Genomic DNA, 15517 nt, shown 5'->3' with positions numbered 1-15517 from the left:
GGGTAATGTGACTGGAGGTCAGACGGTTGCTCTTCCGGTCTGGGCGTGCAGGTCTTCGCCGACCGTGGGTGCCGGCAGCTCCACCATCGCCTCGTCGGGGCTGGGCAAACCAGCAAACAGCCCGAGTTGTTTGTGCACGCCCGCCACCTCCCAACGCGCCTTGTGCCGGTTGCCGGCCAGGGCGCGCAAGGCGCCCGAGTCCGCCAGCAACGCCTGGGCGCGGGCATCCAGCCCGGCGCGTTCGTCGAGGTCGGCAATGTCGCTGAACGCGCAGCGCTGGCGGGCCGCTTCGATACGCCGGCCATCCTCCTCGCGAAACCCCGAGATCATGCGCAAGCCCATGCGAATCGCCGGTTGCTGGCCGTCGATGGGTTCCAGGCTGCAATCCCAATCACTGGCCAGCACATCCACCGGACGAATCTGCAAGCGATGACGCCGCGCATCCTGCAGAATCTGGTCCGGGCTGTAGAAACCCATGGGCCAGCTGTTGATCAGCGCACAGGCGAAGGCCGCCGGCTCATGGCATTTGAGCCAGCAGCTGGCGTAGGTCAGCAAGGCAAAGCTGGCCGCGTGGGACTCGGGAAAACCATAGCTGCCAAAACCTTTGATCTGCTCGAATATCTGCGCGGCAAATTCCTCGCTGTAACCGTTTTTGAGCATGCCGGTGCGCAGGCGCTCTTGATGCGGCTCCAGCCCGCCGTGGCGTTTCCAGGCCGCCATGGAGCGGCGCAACTGGTCGGCCTCGCCGGGGCCATAGTCGGCAGCGACCATGGCGATCTGCATGACCTGCTCCTGAAACAGCGGCACGCCCAAGGTGCGCTCCAGCACCGCCTTCAGTTGCGGTGATGGATACGTCGTCGGCTCTTCTTTATTACGCCTGCGCAGATACGGGTGCACCATGCCGCCCTGGATCGGCCCGGGCCGCACGATAGCAACCTCAATCACCAGGTCATAAAAAGTTTGCGGCTTGAGCCTGGGCAGCATCGACATCTGCGCCCGCGACTCGATCTGGAACACACCGATGGTGTCGGCCTTGCTGATCATCGCGTAGGTGGCGGGGTCTTCCTTGGGGATGCTCGCCAAGGCCAAGTCCAAGTTGCGGTGGCGGCGCAGTAAATCGAAGCAGCGGCGAATCGCGCTGAGCATGCCCAACGCGAGAATATCCACCTTGAGCAGGCCGACGGCGTCGAGGTCGTCCTTGTCCCACTGGATGATGGTGCGTTCGGCCATGGCCGCGTTTTCCACCGGCACCAGGGTGTCCAGCGGGTATTCGGAAATCACAAAACCACCGGGGTGCTGGGACAGGTGCCGGGGGAAGCCGATCAATTGCTGGGTGAGCGTGAGCACGCGGCGCAGGATCGGGCTTTGCGGGTCGAAGCCGCCTTCGCGCAGGCGCTCCAAGGGCGGTGCATCTTCACGCCAACGCCCGCAGCATTCAGCCAAGGCGTTGATCTGGTCCGGCGGCAAGCCGAGGGCCTTGGCCACATCACGCACCGCGCCAGCCGCGTGGTAGCTGCTGACCACCGCCGTCAACGCTGCTCGGGTGCGGCCGTAGCGCTGGAACACGTACTGCAGCACTTCTTCGCGGCGTTCGTGTTCAAAATCAACGTCGATATCCGGCGGCTCGTTGCGCTCCTTGGACAGGAAGCGCTCGAACAGCATGTTCATCAGGCTCGGGTTGATCTCGGTAATGCCCAAGGCAAAACACACCGCCGAGTTGGCCGCCGAACCCCGGCCCTGGCACAGGATCGAGCGGCTGCGGGCGAAGCGCACGATGTCATGCACGGTGAGGAAATAGCTCTCGTAGCCCAGCTCACTGATCAGCTCCAGTTCATGGTTGATCTGCTGCAAGGTCTTGGCGTCGACACCCTGCGGCCAGCGCTGGGCGATGCCCTCTTCGGTGAGCTGGCGCAACCAGGATTTCGCATCCTGACCTTCGGGCACCAGCTCGCGCGGGTAGTGGTAGCGCAACTGGCTCAAGTCGAAGGTGCAGCGCCGCGCGATGGCCAGGGTTTCGTCGAGCAAGGCTTGCGGGTACAGCGCGGCCAAGGCGTCGAGGCTGCGCAGATGCCGCTCACCATTGGGGTGCAGGCGCGTGCCGGCGTCGGCCACCGTGACGTGATGGCGGATCGCGGTCATGGTGTCTTGCAGGGCACGGCGGCCACGCGCATGCATGTGCACATCACTGCAGGCCACCGCCGGGATATGCAGGCTGGCGGCCAGGGCCAGGCGCTGCGTCAGATGGCGCGCATCGTCCTGGCCGCAATGCAGGTGCACCGCCAGCCACAGGCGTTCGGCGAAGGTGCGGCGCAGCCATTGGATCGAGGCCTGGGTGTCGCTGTCTTCGGCGACCCACAGCGCGAGCAAGCCAGGCAGTGGCTGATCGAAGTCTTTCTGCAGCAGGCGGTAGCGGCCTTTTTCGGCGCGGCGTCGCGCCAGGGTGATCAGGCGGCACAGGTGCTGGTAACCGCTGAGGTCCTGCACCAGCAACACCAATTTCGGGCCGTTCTCGATGCGCACCTCGCTGCCGATAATCAGCGGCAAGTCCACCGCCTTCGCCGCCTGCCAGGCGCGCACGATGCCCGATAAAGTGCATTCATCGGTGATCGCCAAGGCGCTATAACCCTGGCGTTTGGCGCGCTCGAACAGCTCCAGCGCACTCGAGGCGCCGCGCTGGAAACTGAAATTGGACAGGCAATGCAGCTCGGCGTAGCTCATGCAAACCAGCCTTGCAGCCACAGCCCATCGCTTTGCCCCACGGTGCGATAGGCCCAGCCTTGCTGCCCGGCGCGGGTCTGGATCAGGTAATAGTCGCGGCGAATATCGGCGCCATCCCACCAGCCGGACTCGATTCGTTCCGGGCCCATCAAAATCTGTACACCCTGCTCGGCCAGCAAGGTCGGTTCGTGCAGCAGCCAACCGGGGCGTTGCACCTTGCTCAAGCTTTGGCATGCGCGGTTATCGGCGGCGGCTTGCCAGGCGCATTCGGGACGGTGGTCGGCATGAAAACGCAAGCCTTGCACCGCTTCATCGCCAAGACGTGCGCGCAGGCGTTCGCGCAGTTGCTCCCAGGGCAAAGTCTGTTGTGGGCGGTCGTCGAACAGGTCCTGGCGCTGCGGCACAAATACCGGCAGGTCTTGGGCGACCAGGCGAAAGCCGCGTACCGGCGAGGTGACTTGCACCTGTTCCAGGCGGCCACGGGCCAGTTCGAAGAGCATCGCCGGTTCACGCTCGGCACTGAGCAGGCCGACCTTGATCACGCTGTCGGGCGCCTGGGCGTGCTCCAGGTGCAGGTCGAAACGCTGCACGCCACTGTCGCGGCCACACAGGAAAGCGGATAGATCAGCGGTCAAGCGGCGTAACGGAAACAGCAGCGCCTGGTGGGATTGCACGTCGAAATTCAGCTCGATGCGCACATCGAACTGGTCCGGCGGCTGATAGAACGCCAGGCCCAGCGGGCGCTGCCCGGTCAGCGCATCCAGGTGTTTAAGCAAGGTCGCATCAAAGCGCCGCGCCAGAGTATGCCGGGGCAATGCCTGCACTTGGGCCAGCGTACGCAGGCCCATGCGCGCCAAGGCGGTGGCGGCCTGCGGCTCAAGGCCGGCACGATCAATCGGCAGTGACGCCAGGGCTTGGTGCAGCGCGCACTCATCGGCCACGGCCAGGCCATCGTAACTATTCGCCAGCACCCGCGCCGCCGCTGGATTAGGAGCGGCGACAATACGGTGACGAAACCCTAGCTCGGTCAGCTCTTTGCGCAACCGCGCCTCGAACTGCGGCCATGGCCCGAACAGGCCCAGGCTCGACTCGATCTCAAACAACAAGGCACGCGGGTAATACACGCTGACCTGGGAGCTGAAACGGTAGGCCCAGGCCGCGAGAAACTGCTGCCCGCGCTCGATCTCTGCGGGGTCGTATTCGGCGCTGGCGAAGGTCTTGGCCAGGGCATGCGCCGCCGTCAGCGATTGACCAGGGCGCAGGCCCAGGGCGCGAGCCGCCGCATTGACAGCTTGCAGCACGCGGCGCTGCGGCGTGCCGGCCAGCAGCGCCAGCGGTTGATCGGGCTCCGGGTGCACACGCTGCACCCCGTCCAGCGCCAATTGCGGGAACACAATACACACCCAGAGCATGGCAACCTCAGTGCCCCGCCAGCGCAATCGGCGCCGGATGGGCCAACCCGCCGCGGCACTTGAGCACCCGCACTTGCGCCGGTTTTGCCTCAACGGCCAGGCGCAAGGCGGCGGGCGACGCATTGACCGCCTCATTTAAAGAGCGCCAGGCAAACGCCAGGGTCTGCCCGGTTTGCGCAGCCACCTGCAAGCGGCGCAAGGCACGGTCATCGGCCTTGCGCGGCCAGCACAACACTGCGCCGCAGCTGCCGGAACGCAGGCATTGCTCTACCGCCCACAAGGCATCGCGCTCCTCGGCCTGGATCACCGAGAGCTGGCGCAAATCCACCCCGGCGTTCTGCCAGGCGTGCGGGTACGGCGTGTAAGGCGGCGCGACCAGCACGATGCGCTCGCCGGCCTTTGATAAGCGCGCCAGGGTCGGCAAGACCAATTGCAATTCGCCGACACCGTCCTTGGCCATCAGGATTTCACTCAAGGCCGATTCCGGCCAGCCGCCGCTGGGCAGCACCGCATCCAGCGCCGCAAGCCCGGTAGGGTGCACGCTGGCCGGCGACGCAACAGGCCGGCCCTTCCAGACGCGGCCGCCATTGAACAGCGTGTCCAGGGCAACGACGGCGCCCATCAGCCTTGCCTTACCAGGCCGCAGAACACCCCTTCGATGGCCAGGTCCTGATCGGGCCCTACTACGATGGGTTGATACGCGGGGTTGCGCGGCAGCAGGCGCACATGCTCGCCGTGGCGCTCGAAGCGCTTGATGGTGACTTCGCCGTCCAGGCGCGCCACTACAATCTGCCCGTTGAAGGCTTCGGCACTGCGGCGTACGCCGACCAGGTCACCGTCGAGGATGCCGTCTTCAATCATTGAATCGCCCTGGACACGCAGCAGGTAGTCCGGGATTTTCGCAAACGTGCCAGGGTCGAGTTGCAGGCGGTTGTGCACTTCGGCGTCGGCGCCGATGGGCAAGCCGGCGGCAACTCGGCCGAGGACGGGTACGTCCAGCCATTCGGGGCGGGCGGGTTGGTTGAGCAGGCGGATGCCACGAGCCTGGTTGGGATTGACCTCGATAAAGCCTGCTTCGGTGAGGGCCACCACGTGCTTGCGGGCGACGCTGCGCGAGGCGAAGCCGAACGCCTCGGCGATCTCGGCGAGGCTGGGAGACTGGCCTTGTCTCGCGATGCGGTCGCGGATAAAGGTCAGGATGGCGGTGCGGCGGGGAGTCAAGGTCGTCATGGAGTACATTTGTACTCTCGTGGGAAATTTCTGACAATAGCCATCAGTCGGAGCTGGGGGGCTATTGAGTCGACGCCCCAAGCTCCCCACTTGTGCATTTCGAGCAAAATATTGATCCAGAGCGGTATTGGCCTGGATCAAATCGGTTAAAAGATCCGCTCAAGCAACTCGCGGCAATCTAGCAAGTAACAGAAACTTCCCCCGCGGCACCACATTTACCCGCTTAACACCCACGCAAACAATATTCATTATCATTTAGCGCATAAAAACTTCGTTACCGATCAAACAAAACTTAATTGTTCAAAACCCCGCTAATGCCCACCACTCAAGGGCTGCAGCCCCAAGAAGGTGCACTATGTCCTTATTCCATCGAATAATTTCGCTATCGAAATTTTACTTGCCCGGTGTTTAGCCATAAAATCATCGCGATTGATTGCAGTGCGACATATCGTCACTGCATCGTTACTTTTTCGAGCTCAGAGACCTTTGCTCTCTGTTAAGGATTTCCAGCATGACCGAAGCGACAGGACTCATGGCCCACAACTGGGGCTTTGCCATTTTCCTCCTCGGTGTTGTCGGCCTTTGCGCCTTCATGCTTGGTGTCTCCAGCCTCCTCGGGTCAAAAGCCTGGGGTCGCAGCAAAAATGAACCGTTCGAGTCCGGCATGCTGCCTACAGGTGGCGCCCGCTTGCGGCTCTCAGCCAAATTCTATCTGGTCGCGATGCTGTTCGTGATCTTCGATATCGAAGCCCTCTTTCTCTTTGCCTGGTCTGTGTCCGTCCGCGAAAGCGGCTGGACCGGATTCGTCGAAGCTCTCGTTTTCATAGCAATTCTGTTGGCAGGCCTTGTCTACCTATTCCGAGTGGGCGCCCTTGACTGGGCTCCGGAAGCTCGTCGTAAGCGGCAAGCGAAGCTGAAACAATGAGGCTTTGGCGATGCAATACAATCTCACCAGGATCGACCCGGATGCTCCTAACGAGCAGTACCCAATCGGCGAACGCGAAACCGTTTCCGACCCGTTAGAAGACCAAGTCCACAAAAACATCTACATGGGCAAGCTGGAAGACGTGCTGAGTGGCGCGGTCAATTGGGGACGTAAGAACTCCCTGTGGCCGTACAACTTCGGTCTGTCCTGCTGCTACGTGGAAATGACCACCGCCTTCACGGCGCCCCACGACATCGCGCGCTTTGGCGCCGAAGTGATCCGGGCATCACCGCGTCAGGCGGATTTCATGGTTATCGCCGGAACCTGCTTTATCAAGATGGCGCCGATCATTCAGCGTCTCTACGAGCAAATGCTCGAGCCAAAGTGGGTTATCTCCATGGGTTCGTGCGCCAACTCCGGTGGCATGTACGACATCTACTCCGTCGTTCAAGGGGTGGACAAGTTCCTGCCTGTGGACGTCTACGTGCCTGGCTGCCCGCCCCGCCCTGAAGCATTTCTGCAAGGCTTGATGCTGTTGCAGGAATCGATTGGCAAGGAGCGTCGCCCACTGTCCTGGGTCGTCGGCGATCAAGGCGTGTACCGCGCCGAGATGCCGTCACAAAAGGATGCGCGCCGCGAACAGCGAATCGCCGTCACCAACCTGCGCAGCCCCGACGAAGTCTGATCCAGCACCGCTTCTTTTATAGAACGAAAACCTGGCTTCATTCTTTACGTTGACCGAAAGCGATAAAAAACCATGACTACAGGCAGTGCTCGACGCATCCCGCCTTATAAGGCAGACGACCAGGATGTGGTCGTCGAACTCAATAACCGTTTTGGCCCTGACGCCTTCACCGCCCAGGCCACACGCACCGGTATGCCGGTGCTGTGGGTGGCGCGTGCCAGGCTTGTCGAAGTCCTGACCTTCCTGCGCAACCTGCCCAAGCCGTACGTCATGCTGTATGACCTGCATGGCGTGGACGAGCGTCTGCGCACCAAGCGCCAGGGGCTGCCGAGCGGCGCCGATTTCACCGTGTTCTATCACCTGCTGTCGATCGAGCGTAACAGCGACGTGATGATCAAGGTCGCCCTGTCCGAGAGCGACCTGAGCGTGCCGACCGTCACCGGTATCTGGCCGAACGCCAGCTGGTACGAGCGTGAAGTTTGGGACATGTTCGGTATCGACTTCCCCGGCCACCCGCACCTGACGCGCATCATGATGCCGCCGACCTGGGAAGGTCACCCGCTGCGCAAGGACTACCCTGCGCGCGCCACCGAATTCGATCCCTTCAGCCTGACCCTGGCCAAGCAACAGCTTGAAGAAGAAGCGGCACGCTTCCGCCCGGAAGACTGGGGCATGAAGCGCTCCGGCACCAACGAGGACTACATGTTCCTCAACTTGGGCCCGAACCACCCTTCGGCTCACGGTGCCTTCCGTATCATCCTGCAACTGGACGGCGAAGAAATCGTCGACTGCGTGCCGGACGTCGGCTACCACCACCGTGGTGCCGAAAAGATGGCCGAGCGCCAGTCCTGGCACAGCTTCATCCCGTACACCGACCGTATCGACTACCTCGGCGGCGTGATGAACAACCTGCCGTACGTGCTCTCGGTCGAGAAGCTCGCCGGCATCAAGGTGCCAGACCGCGTCGACACCATTCGTATCATGATGGCCGAGTTCTTCCGGATCACCAGCCACCTGCTGTTCCTGGGGACTTACATCCAGGACGTCGGCGCCATGACCCCGGTGTTCTTCACGTTCACCGACCGTCAGCGCGCCTACAAGGTCATCGAAGCCATCACCGGTTTCCGCCTGCACCCGGCCTGGTACCGCATCGGCGGCGTGGCGCACGACCTGCCAAATGGCTGGGAGCGTCTGGTGAAGGAATTCATCGACTGGATGCCCAAGCGTCTGGACGAGTACCAGAAAGCCGCACTCGACAACAGCATCCTCAAGGGCCGGACCATCGGCGTCGCGGCGTACAACACCAAAGAAGCCCTGGAATGGGGTGTCACCGGTGCTGGCCTGCGTTCCACCGGTTGCGATTTCGACCTGCGTAAAGCGCGCCCGTACTCCGGCTACGAGAACTTCGAATTCGAAGTGCCGTTGGCGGCCAATGGCGATGCCTACGACCGTTGCATCGTGCGCGTCGAAGAAATGCGCCAGAGCCTGAAGATCATCGAGCAGTGCATGCGCAACATGCCGGCCGGCCCGTACAAGGCGGACCACCCGCTGACCACGCCGCCGCCGAAAGAGCGCACGCTGCAACACATCGAAACCCTGATCACGCACTTCCTGCAAGTTTCGTGGGGCCCGGTCATGCCGGCCAACGAATCCTTCCAGATGATTGAAGCGACCAAGGGTATCAACAGTTATTACCTGACGAGCGATGGCGGCACCATGAGCTACCGCACCCGGATTCGTACGCCAAGCTTCCCGCACCTGCAGCAGATCCCTTCGGTGATCAAAGGTGAAATGGTCGCGGACTTGATTGCGTACCTGGGTAGTATCGATTTCGTTATGGCCGACGTGGACCGCTAAGCATGAATAGCACGCTTATCCAGACAGACCGTTTCACCTTAAGTGAAACCGAGCGCTCGGCCATCGAGCACGAGCTGCATCACTACGAAGACCCGCGCGCGGCGTCGATCGAAGCCTTGAAGATCGTCCAGAAGGAACGTGGCTGGGTGCCGGACGGCGCGCTCTACGCCATCGGCGAGATCCTCGGCATCCCTGCCAGCGACGTTGAAGGTGTGGCCACGTTCTACAGCCAGATCTTCCGCCAGCCGGTAGGCCGCCACATCATTCGCGTGTGCGACAGCATGGTCTGCTACATCGGTGGCCACGAGTCCGTGGTCAGTGAGATTCAGAACAAGCTGGGCATCGGCCTGGGTCAGACCACGCCGGACGGCCGCTTTACGCTGCTGCCGGTGTGCTGCCTGGGTAACTGCGACAAGGCGCCGGCGTTGATGATCGACGACGACACATTCGGTGACGTGCAGCCTGCTGGCGTGACCCAATTGCTCGAGGGCTACCCATGACCCTGACTTCTTTCGGCCCGGCCAACCTGATCAAGCGTTCGGCCGAGACTCACCCGCTGACCTGGCGCCTGCGTGACGACGGCGAGGCTGTATGGCTCGACGAGTACCAGGCCAAGAACGGTTACGCGGCTGCGCGCAAAGCCTTCGCCGACATGGCCCAGGACGATATCGTCCAGACCGTGAAAGACGCCGGCCTTAAAGGTCGCGGCGGCGCCGGCTTCCCCACGGGTGTTAAGTGGGGCCTGATGCCCAAAGACGAATCCATCAACATCCGCTACCTGCTGTGCAACGCGGATGAAATGGAGCCGAACACCTGGAAAGACCGCATGCTGATGGAGCAACTGCCCCATCTGCTGATCGAAGGCATGCTGATCAGCGCCCGCGCGCTGAAAACCTACCGTGGCTACATCTTCCTGCGTGGCGAATACACCACCGCCGCCAAGCACCTCACCCGTGCCGTGGAAGAAGCCAAGGCCGCCGGCCTGCTGGGCAAGAATATCCTCGGTTCGGGCTTTGACTTCGAACTGTTCGTGCACACCGGCGCCGGGCGTTACATCTGCGGTGAAGAAACCGCACTGATCAACTCCCTCGAAGGCCGCCGCGCCAACCCGCGTTCCAAGCCGCCCTTCCCTGCCGCCGTGGGCGTGTGGGGCAAGCCGACGTGCGTGAACAACGTTGAAACCCTGTGCAACGTGCCGGCGATCATCGCCGACGGCGTGGAGTGGTACAAATCGTTGGCCCGCGAAGGCAGCGAAGACATGGGCACCAAGCTCATGGGCTTCTCTGGCAAGGTCAAGAACCCTGGCCTGTGGGAACTGCCATTTGGCGTAACTGCACGCGAGCTGTTCGAGGATTACGCCGGCGGCATGCGCGACGGCTACACCCTCAAGGCCTGGCAGCCAGGCGGCGCCGGCACCGGCTTCCTGCTGCCCGAACACCTCGACGCACAGATGTATGCCGGCGGCATCGGCAAGGTCGGCACCCGTATGGGTACTGGCTTGGCGATGGCGGTGGACAACACCGTGAACATGGTGTCGTTGCTGCGCAACATGGAGCAGTTCTTCTCCCGCGAATCCTGCGGTTTCTGCACCCCGTGCCGTGACGGTTTGCCCTGGAGCGTGAAGCTCTTGATGGCGATCGAGAAAGGCGAAGGCCAGCCAGGAGACATCGAGACCCTGCTGGGTCTGGTCGGTTTCCTCGGCCCAGGCAAGACCTTCTGTGCTCACGCACCGGGCGCCGTGGAGCCATTGGGCAGCGCAATCAAATACTTCCGCTCGGAGTTCGAAGCCGGCATCGCGCCTACCAGCGCCGCCGTCCCGCCTCTGGCAAGGCCGATCGTAGTCGGCGCGTAACGCTTCAAAAGGCGAAGGGTCAGTGCCCTTCAACTGCTCATGTGCTGACGCCTGTATGGCTGTGTTGATGCACATGAATAACAAGATTCCATTAGCCACGCCCGCTGACAACGGGCCAACGAAGAACTTTGAACCATGGCCACTATCCACGTAGACGGCAAAGCGCTCGAAGTCGATGGGGCAGACAACCTGTTACAGGCGTGTCTCTCACTAGGCCTCGACATCCCTTATTTCTGCTGGCACCCAGCCCTTGGTAGCGTTGGTGCCTGTCGCCAGTGTGCGGTCAAGCAGTACACCGACGAGAACGACACCCGTGGTCGTATCGTCATGTCCTGCATGACGCCAGCCACCGACAACACCTGGATCTCCATCGAAGATGAAGAATCCAAGGCGTTCCGCGCCAGCGTTGTCGAATGGCTGATGACCAACCACCCTCACGACTGCCCGGTCTGTGAGGAAGGCGGTCACTGCCACCTGCAAGACATGACAGTGATGACCGGCCACAACGAGCGCCGTTATCGCTTCACCAAGCGCACTCACCAGAACCAGGACCTCGGCCCGTTCATTTCCCACGAAATGAACCGCTGCATCGCCTGCTACCGTTGCGTGCGCTTCTATAAAGACTATGCCGGCGGCACCGACCTGGGCGTATTCGGCGCCCATGACAACGTGTACTTCGGTCGCGTTGAAGATGGCGTGCTCGAAAGCGAGTTCTCCGGCAACCTCACCGAGGTCTGCCCGACCGGTGTGTTCACCGACAAAACTCACTCCGAGCGCTACAACCGTAAGTGGGACATGCAGTTCTCGCCGAGCATCTGCCATGGCTGCTCCAGCGGTTGCAACATCTCCCCGGGCGAACGCTACGGTGAACTGCGCCGGATCGAAAACCGCTTCAACGGTTCGGTCAACCAGTACTTCCTGTGCGACCGTGGCCGTTTCGGCTACGGCTACGTCAACCGCGAAGACCGCCCACGCCAGCCGCTGTTGGCCGATGGCGCCAAGCTGAGCCTGGACGACGCGCTGGATAAAGCCGCCGACCTGCTGCGCGGCCGCAACATCGTCGGTATCGGTTCGCCACGCGCCAGCCTCGAAAGCAACTACGCGTTGCGCGAGCTGGTCGGCGCCGAGCACTTCTACTGCGGTATCGAAGCCGCTGAGCTGGAGCGCATCCGCCTGGTCCTGCAAGTGCTGAACGACAGCCCGTTGCCAGTGCCGAACATGCGCGACATCGAAGACCACGACGCGATCTTCGTGCTCGGTGAAGACCTGACCCAGACCGCCGCGCGTATCGCGCTGTCGCTGCGCCAGTCGGTCAAAGGCAAGGCCGAAGACATGGCCGACGCCATGCGCGTACAGCCTTGGCTCGACGCTGCGGTGAAAAACATCGGCCAGCACGCGCTGAACCCGCTGTTTATCGCAAGCCTTGCAGAAACCAAGCTCGACGACATCGCCGAAGAATGCGTCCACGCCGCACCTGACGACCTGGCCCGCATCGGTTTCGCCGTGGCTCACGCTCTCGACGCCAGCGCGCCTGCCGTCGAAGGCCTGGACACTGAAGCCGGTGAACTCGCCCAACGTATCGCCGACGCCCTGCTGGCCGCCAAGCGCCCCTTGATCATTGCCGGTACCTCGCTGGGTTCCAAGGCACTGATCGAAGCCGCTGCCAACATCGCCAAAGCCTTGAAGCTGCGCGACAAGAACGGTTCCATCAGCCTGGTCGTGCCGGAAGCCAACAGCCTCGGCCTGGCCATGCTCGGTGGCGAATCCCTGGACGCCGCTCTGCAAGCGGTGACTGACGGTAAAGCCGACGCCATCGTGGTACTGGAAAACGACCTGTACACCCGCACGGATTCGGCCAAGGTCGACGCCGCGCTGGATGCCGCCAAGGTGCTGATCGTTGCCGACCACCAGAAGACTGCCACCAGCGATCGCGCCGACCTGGTACTGCCAGCCGCCACCTTCGCCGAAGGCGACGGTACCCTGGTCAGCCAGGAAGGCCGCGCCCAGCGCTTCTTCCAGGTGTTCGATCCGAAGTACATGGACGCCAGCATCCTGGTTCACGAAGGCTGGCGCTGGCTGCATGCCCTGCGCGCGACCTTGCTGAACCAGCCGATTGACTGGACCCAGCTCGACCACGTTACCGCAGCTGCTGCCGCCAGCGCCCCGCAACTGGCGCGCATCGTCGACGCTGCACCGTCCGCCGCGTTCCGCATCAAGGGCATGAAGCTTGCCCGTGAACCGCTGCGTTACTCCGGCCGTACTGCCATGCGCGCCGACATCAGTGTGCACGAACCGCGTACGCCGCAAGACATCGACACCGCGTTCGCCTTCTCCATGGAAGGTTACTCGGGGTCGGTCGAGCCACGTCAGCAGGTGCCCTTTGCCTGGTCGCCGGGCTGGAACTCGCCACAGGCCTGGAACAAGTTCCAGGACGAAGTCGGTGGTCACATCCGCGCTGGCGACCCGGGCACCCGCCTGATCGAAAGCAGCGGTGATTCGCTGAACTGGTTCGCCGCTGTACCGCGTCCGTTCAACCCGGCTCAGGGTACTTGGCAGGTTGTGCCGTTCTTCCACCTGTTCGGCAGCGAAGAGACCTCTTCCAAAGCCGCGCCGGTACAAGAACGCATTCCACACGCCTACGTGTCTGTGGCCAAGTCCGAAGCCGACCGCCTGGGCGTCAACGACGGTGCCCTGCTCAGCTTGAGCGTCGGTGGCAAGACCCTGCGTCTGCCGCTGCGCATCAACGACGAGTTGAGTGCCGGCCTGGTTGCACTGCCGAAAGGCCTCGCCGGTATTCCACCGGCGATCTTTGGCCAAACCGTTGACGGTCTGCAGGAGGCAGCGCAATGACCTGGTTCACCCCTGAAGTGATCGACGTGATCATCTCGGTCGTCAAGGCCATCGTGATCCTGTTGGCCGTGGTCGTCGCGGGCGCCCTGCTCAGCTTCGTCGAACGTCGCCTGCTGGGCTGGTGGCAGGACCGTTACGGTCCGAACCGCGTCGGCCCATTCGGCATGTTCCAGATCGCTGCCGACATGCTCAAAATGTTCTTCAAGGAAGACTGGACCCCGCCGTTTGCCGACAAGGTGATCTTCACCCTGGCACCGGTCGTGGCCATGAGCGCCTTGCTGATCGCCTTCGCCGTCATCCCGATCACCCCAACCTGGGGCGTGGCGGACCTGAACATCGGCTTGCTGTTCTTCTTCGCCATGGCCGGTCTGTCGGTCTATGCGGTGCTGTTCGCCGGCTGGGCCAGTAACAACAAGTTCGCCCTGCTGGGCAGCTTGCGGGCTTCGGCCCAGACCGTGTCCTACGAAGTGTTCATGGGCCTGGCGCTGATGGGCATCGTGGTGCAGGTCGGCTCGTTCAACATGCGCGACATCGTCGAGTACCAGGCGCAGAACCTGTGGTTCATCATTCCGCAGTTCTTTGGCTTCTGTACGTTCTTCATCGCTGGCGTCGCCGTGACTCACCGTCACCCCTTCGACCAGCCGGAAGCGGAGCAGGAACTGGCCGACGGTTACCACATTGAATACGCCGGCATGAAATGGGGCATGTTCTTCGTCGGCGAATACATCGGCATCATTTTGATTTCGGCCCTGCTGGTCACGCTGTTCTTCGGCGGCTGGCACGGTCCGTTCAACATCCTGCCGCAACTGGCGTTCTTCTGGTTCTTCTTGAAGACGGCGTTCTTCATCATGCTGTTCATCCTGCTGCGCGCCTCTATTCCGCGCCCACGCTATGACCAGGTGATGGATTTCAGCTGGAGATTCTGCCTGCCGCTGACCCTGATCAATTTGCTGGTGACGGCTGCTGTTGTGTTGTTGAACACGCCAGCCGGCGCGGTTCAGTGAGGATTTGACCCATGTTCAAATATATTGGCGACATCGTTAAGGGTACCGGTACCCAGTTGCGAAGCCTGGTGATGGTTTTCGGCCATGGCTTTCGCAAACGCGACACCCTGCAATACCCGGAAGAAGCGGTGTACCTGCCGCCGCGCTATCGCGGCCGCATCGTGCTGACCCGCGACCCCGATGGCGAAGAGCGTTGTGTAGCCTGCAACCTGTGCGCCGTGGCGTGCCCGGTGGGTTGCATCTCCCTGCAGAAAGCTGAAACCGAAGACGGTCGCTGGTACCCGGACTTCTTCCGCATCAACTTCTCGCGCTGCATTTTCTGCGGCCTCTGCGAGGAAGCTTGCCCGACCACCGCGATCCAGCTGACACCGGATTTCGAGATGGCCGAGTTCAAACGTCAGGACCTGGTGTACGAGAAAGAAGATCTGTTGATCTCTGGTCCCGGTAAAAACCCTGATTACAACTTCTATCGTGTTGCAGGTATGGCCGTTGCCGGTAAGCCGAAGGGCGCCGCACAAAACGAAGCCGAGCCGATCAACGTGAAGAGCTTGCTGCCTTAAGGAAGAAAGATGGAATTCGCTTTCTATTTCGCGTCGGGTATTGCAGTGGTGTCCACGCTTCGCGTGATCACCAACACCAACCCCGTGCACGCCCTGCTCTACCTGATTATTTCGCTGATCGCCGTGGCCATGACCTTTTTCAGCCTCGGCGCACCGTTTGCCGGTGTCCTGGAAGTGATCGCCTACGCCGGCGCCATCATGGTGCTGTTCGTGTTTGTGGTGATGATGCTCAACCTGGGGCCGGCTTCGGTCGCCCAGGAACGCGTCTGGCTCAAGCCCGGCATCTGGCTCGGCCCGGTCATCCTGGCAGCGCTGCTGCTGGGTGAACTGCTGTATGTGATGTTCGCTCACCAGAGCGGCCGGGCCATGGGCCACACCCACGTAAGCGCGAAAGCCGTGGGACTCAGCCCGTTTGGCCCGTACC

General features: G+C 62.1%; 12 protein-coding genes and 1 pseudogene. 9 read left to right on the top strand and 4 right to left on the bottom strand.

Features of this window, described 5'->3' with window-relative positions:
* Positions 1–48 precede the first annotated feature (48 nt).
* From E0F99_RS24430 to lexA, 4 genes and pseudogenes are all read right to left on the bottom strand, one after another.
* Positions 49–2739 (bottom strand): annotated as a pseudogene (locus E0F99_RS24430) (error-prone DNA polymerase); the annotation flags it as partial.
* Complete coding sequence (locus E0F99_RS24425; protein ID WP_083357970.1) at positions 2715–4130, bottom strand: Y-family DNA polymerase; 1416 nt, start codon at positions 4128–4130, stop codon at positions 2715–2717. The gene E0F99_RS24425 and the pseudogene E0F99_RS24430, both read right to left, overlap by 25 nt.
* Positions 4131–4137: 7 nt before the next feature.
* Positions 4138–4752 carry a translesion DNA synthesis-associated protein ImuA gene (imuA, locus tag E0F99_RS24420; RefSeq protein ID WP_083357969.1) on the bottom strand — a complete coding sequence of 205 codons (615 nt, stop codon included), beginning with the start codon at positions 4750–4752 and terminating at the stop codon, positions 4138–4140.
* Positions 4752–5369: a transcriptional repressor LexA gene (lexA, locus tag E0F99_RS24415; RefSeq protein WP_083357968.1), complete on the bottom strand. Its 618-nt coding sequence runs from the start codon at positions 5367–5369 to the stop codon at positions 4752–4754. The genes imuA and lexA overlap by 1 nt, the downstream gene beginning before the upstream one ends.
* A gap of 502 nt (positions 5370–5871) precedes the next feature.
* Between lexA and E0F99_RS24410 the strand changes: the two genes are divergently transcribed.
* The 9 genes from E0F99_RS24410 to nuoJ form a co-directional block, all read left to right on the top strand.
* Positions 5872–6285, top strand: coding sequence for an NADH-quinone oxidoreductase subunit A (locus tag E0F99_RS24410; protein WP_003219575.1), 414 nt, complete (start codon positions 5872–5874; stop codon positions 6283–6285).
* A 10-nt stretch (positions 6286–6295) separates the two neighbouring features.
* The gene (locus tag E0F99_RS24405; protein ID WP_017527180.1) at positions 6296–6970 is read left to right on the top strand and encodes a NuoB/complex I 20 kDa subunit family protein; all 675 of its coding nucleotides are present in this window, start codon (positions 6296–6298) and stop codon (positions 6968–6970) included.
* Positions 6971–7042: 72 nt separating this feature from the next.
* Positions 7043–8827 (top strand): NADH-quinone oxidoreductase subunit C/D, encoded by a 1785-nt coding sequence (gene nuoC, locus E0F99_RS24400; protein WP_083357967.1) that lies wholly within the window; start codon positions 7043–7045, stop codon positions 8825–8827.
* A gap of 2 nt (positions 8828–8829) precedes the next feature.
* Positions 8830–9327: an NADH-quinone oxidoreductase subunit NuoE gene (gene nuoE, locus E0F99_RS24395; RefSeq protein ID WP_003174721.1), complete on the top strand. Its 498-nt coding sequence runs from the start codon at positions 8830–8832 to the stop codon at positions 9325–9327.
* The gene (gene nuoF, locus E0F99_RS24390; protein ID WP_083357966.1) at positions 9324–10679 is read left to right on the top strand and encodes an NADH-quinone oxidoreductase subunit NuoF; all 1356 of its coding nucleotides are present in this window, start codon (positions 9324–9326) and stop codon (positions 10677–10679) included. The genes nuoE and nuoF overlap by 4 nt, the downstream gene beginning before the upstream one ends.
* 135 nt (positions 10680–10814) lie before the next feature.
* Complete coding sequence (gene nuoG / locus E0F99_RS24385; protein ID WP_083357965.1) at positions 10815–13529, top strand: NADH-quinone oxidoreductase subunit NuoG; 2715 nt, start codon at positions 10815–10817, stop codon at positions 13527–13529.
* On the top strand, positions 13526–14533 hold the full coding sequence (nuoH, locus tag E0F99_RS24380) for an NADH-quinone oxidoreductase subunit NuoH (protein ID WP_083357964.1): 1008 nt from the start codon (positions 13526–13528) through the stop codon (positions 14531–14533). The genes nuoG and nuoH overlap by 4 nt, the downstream gene beginning before the upstream one ends.
* A gap of 11 nt (positions 14534–14544) precedes the next feature.
* Positions 14545–15093, top strand: a complete 549-nt coding sequence (gene nuoI / locus E0F99_RS24375; RefSeq protein WP_003174725.1) for an NADH-quinone oxidoreductase subunit NuoI — start codon at positions 14545–14547, stop codon at positions 15091–15093.
* A 9-nt stretch (positions 15094–15102) separates the two neighbouring features.
* On the top strand, positions 15103–15517 hold a 415-nt coding region (nuoJ, locus tag E0F99_RS24370), incomplete at its 3' end, for an NADH-quinone oxidoreductase subunit J (RefSeq protein WP_130908970.1).

Origin of the sequence: Pseudomonas antarctica (assembly GCF_900624995.1) — a bacterium.
GTDB lineage: Bacteria > Pseudomonadota > Gammaproteobacteria > Pseudomonadales > Pseudomonadaceae > Aquipseudomonas > Aquipseudomonas antarctica.
This window is presented reverse-complemented; position numbering and strand designations above follow the sequence as displayed.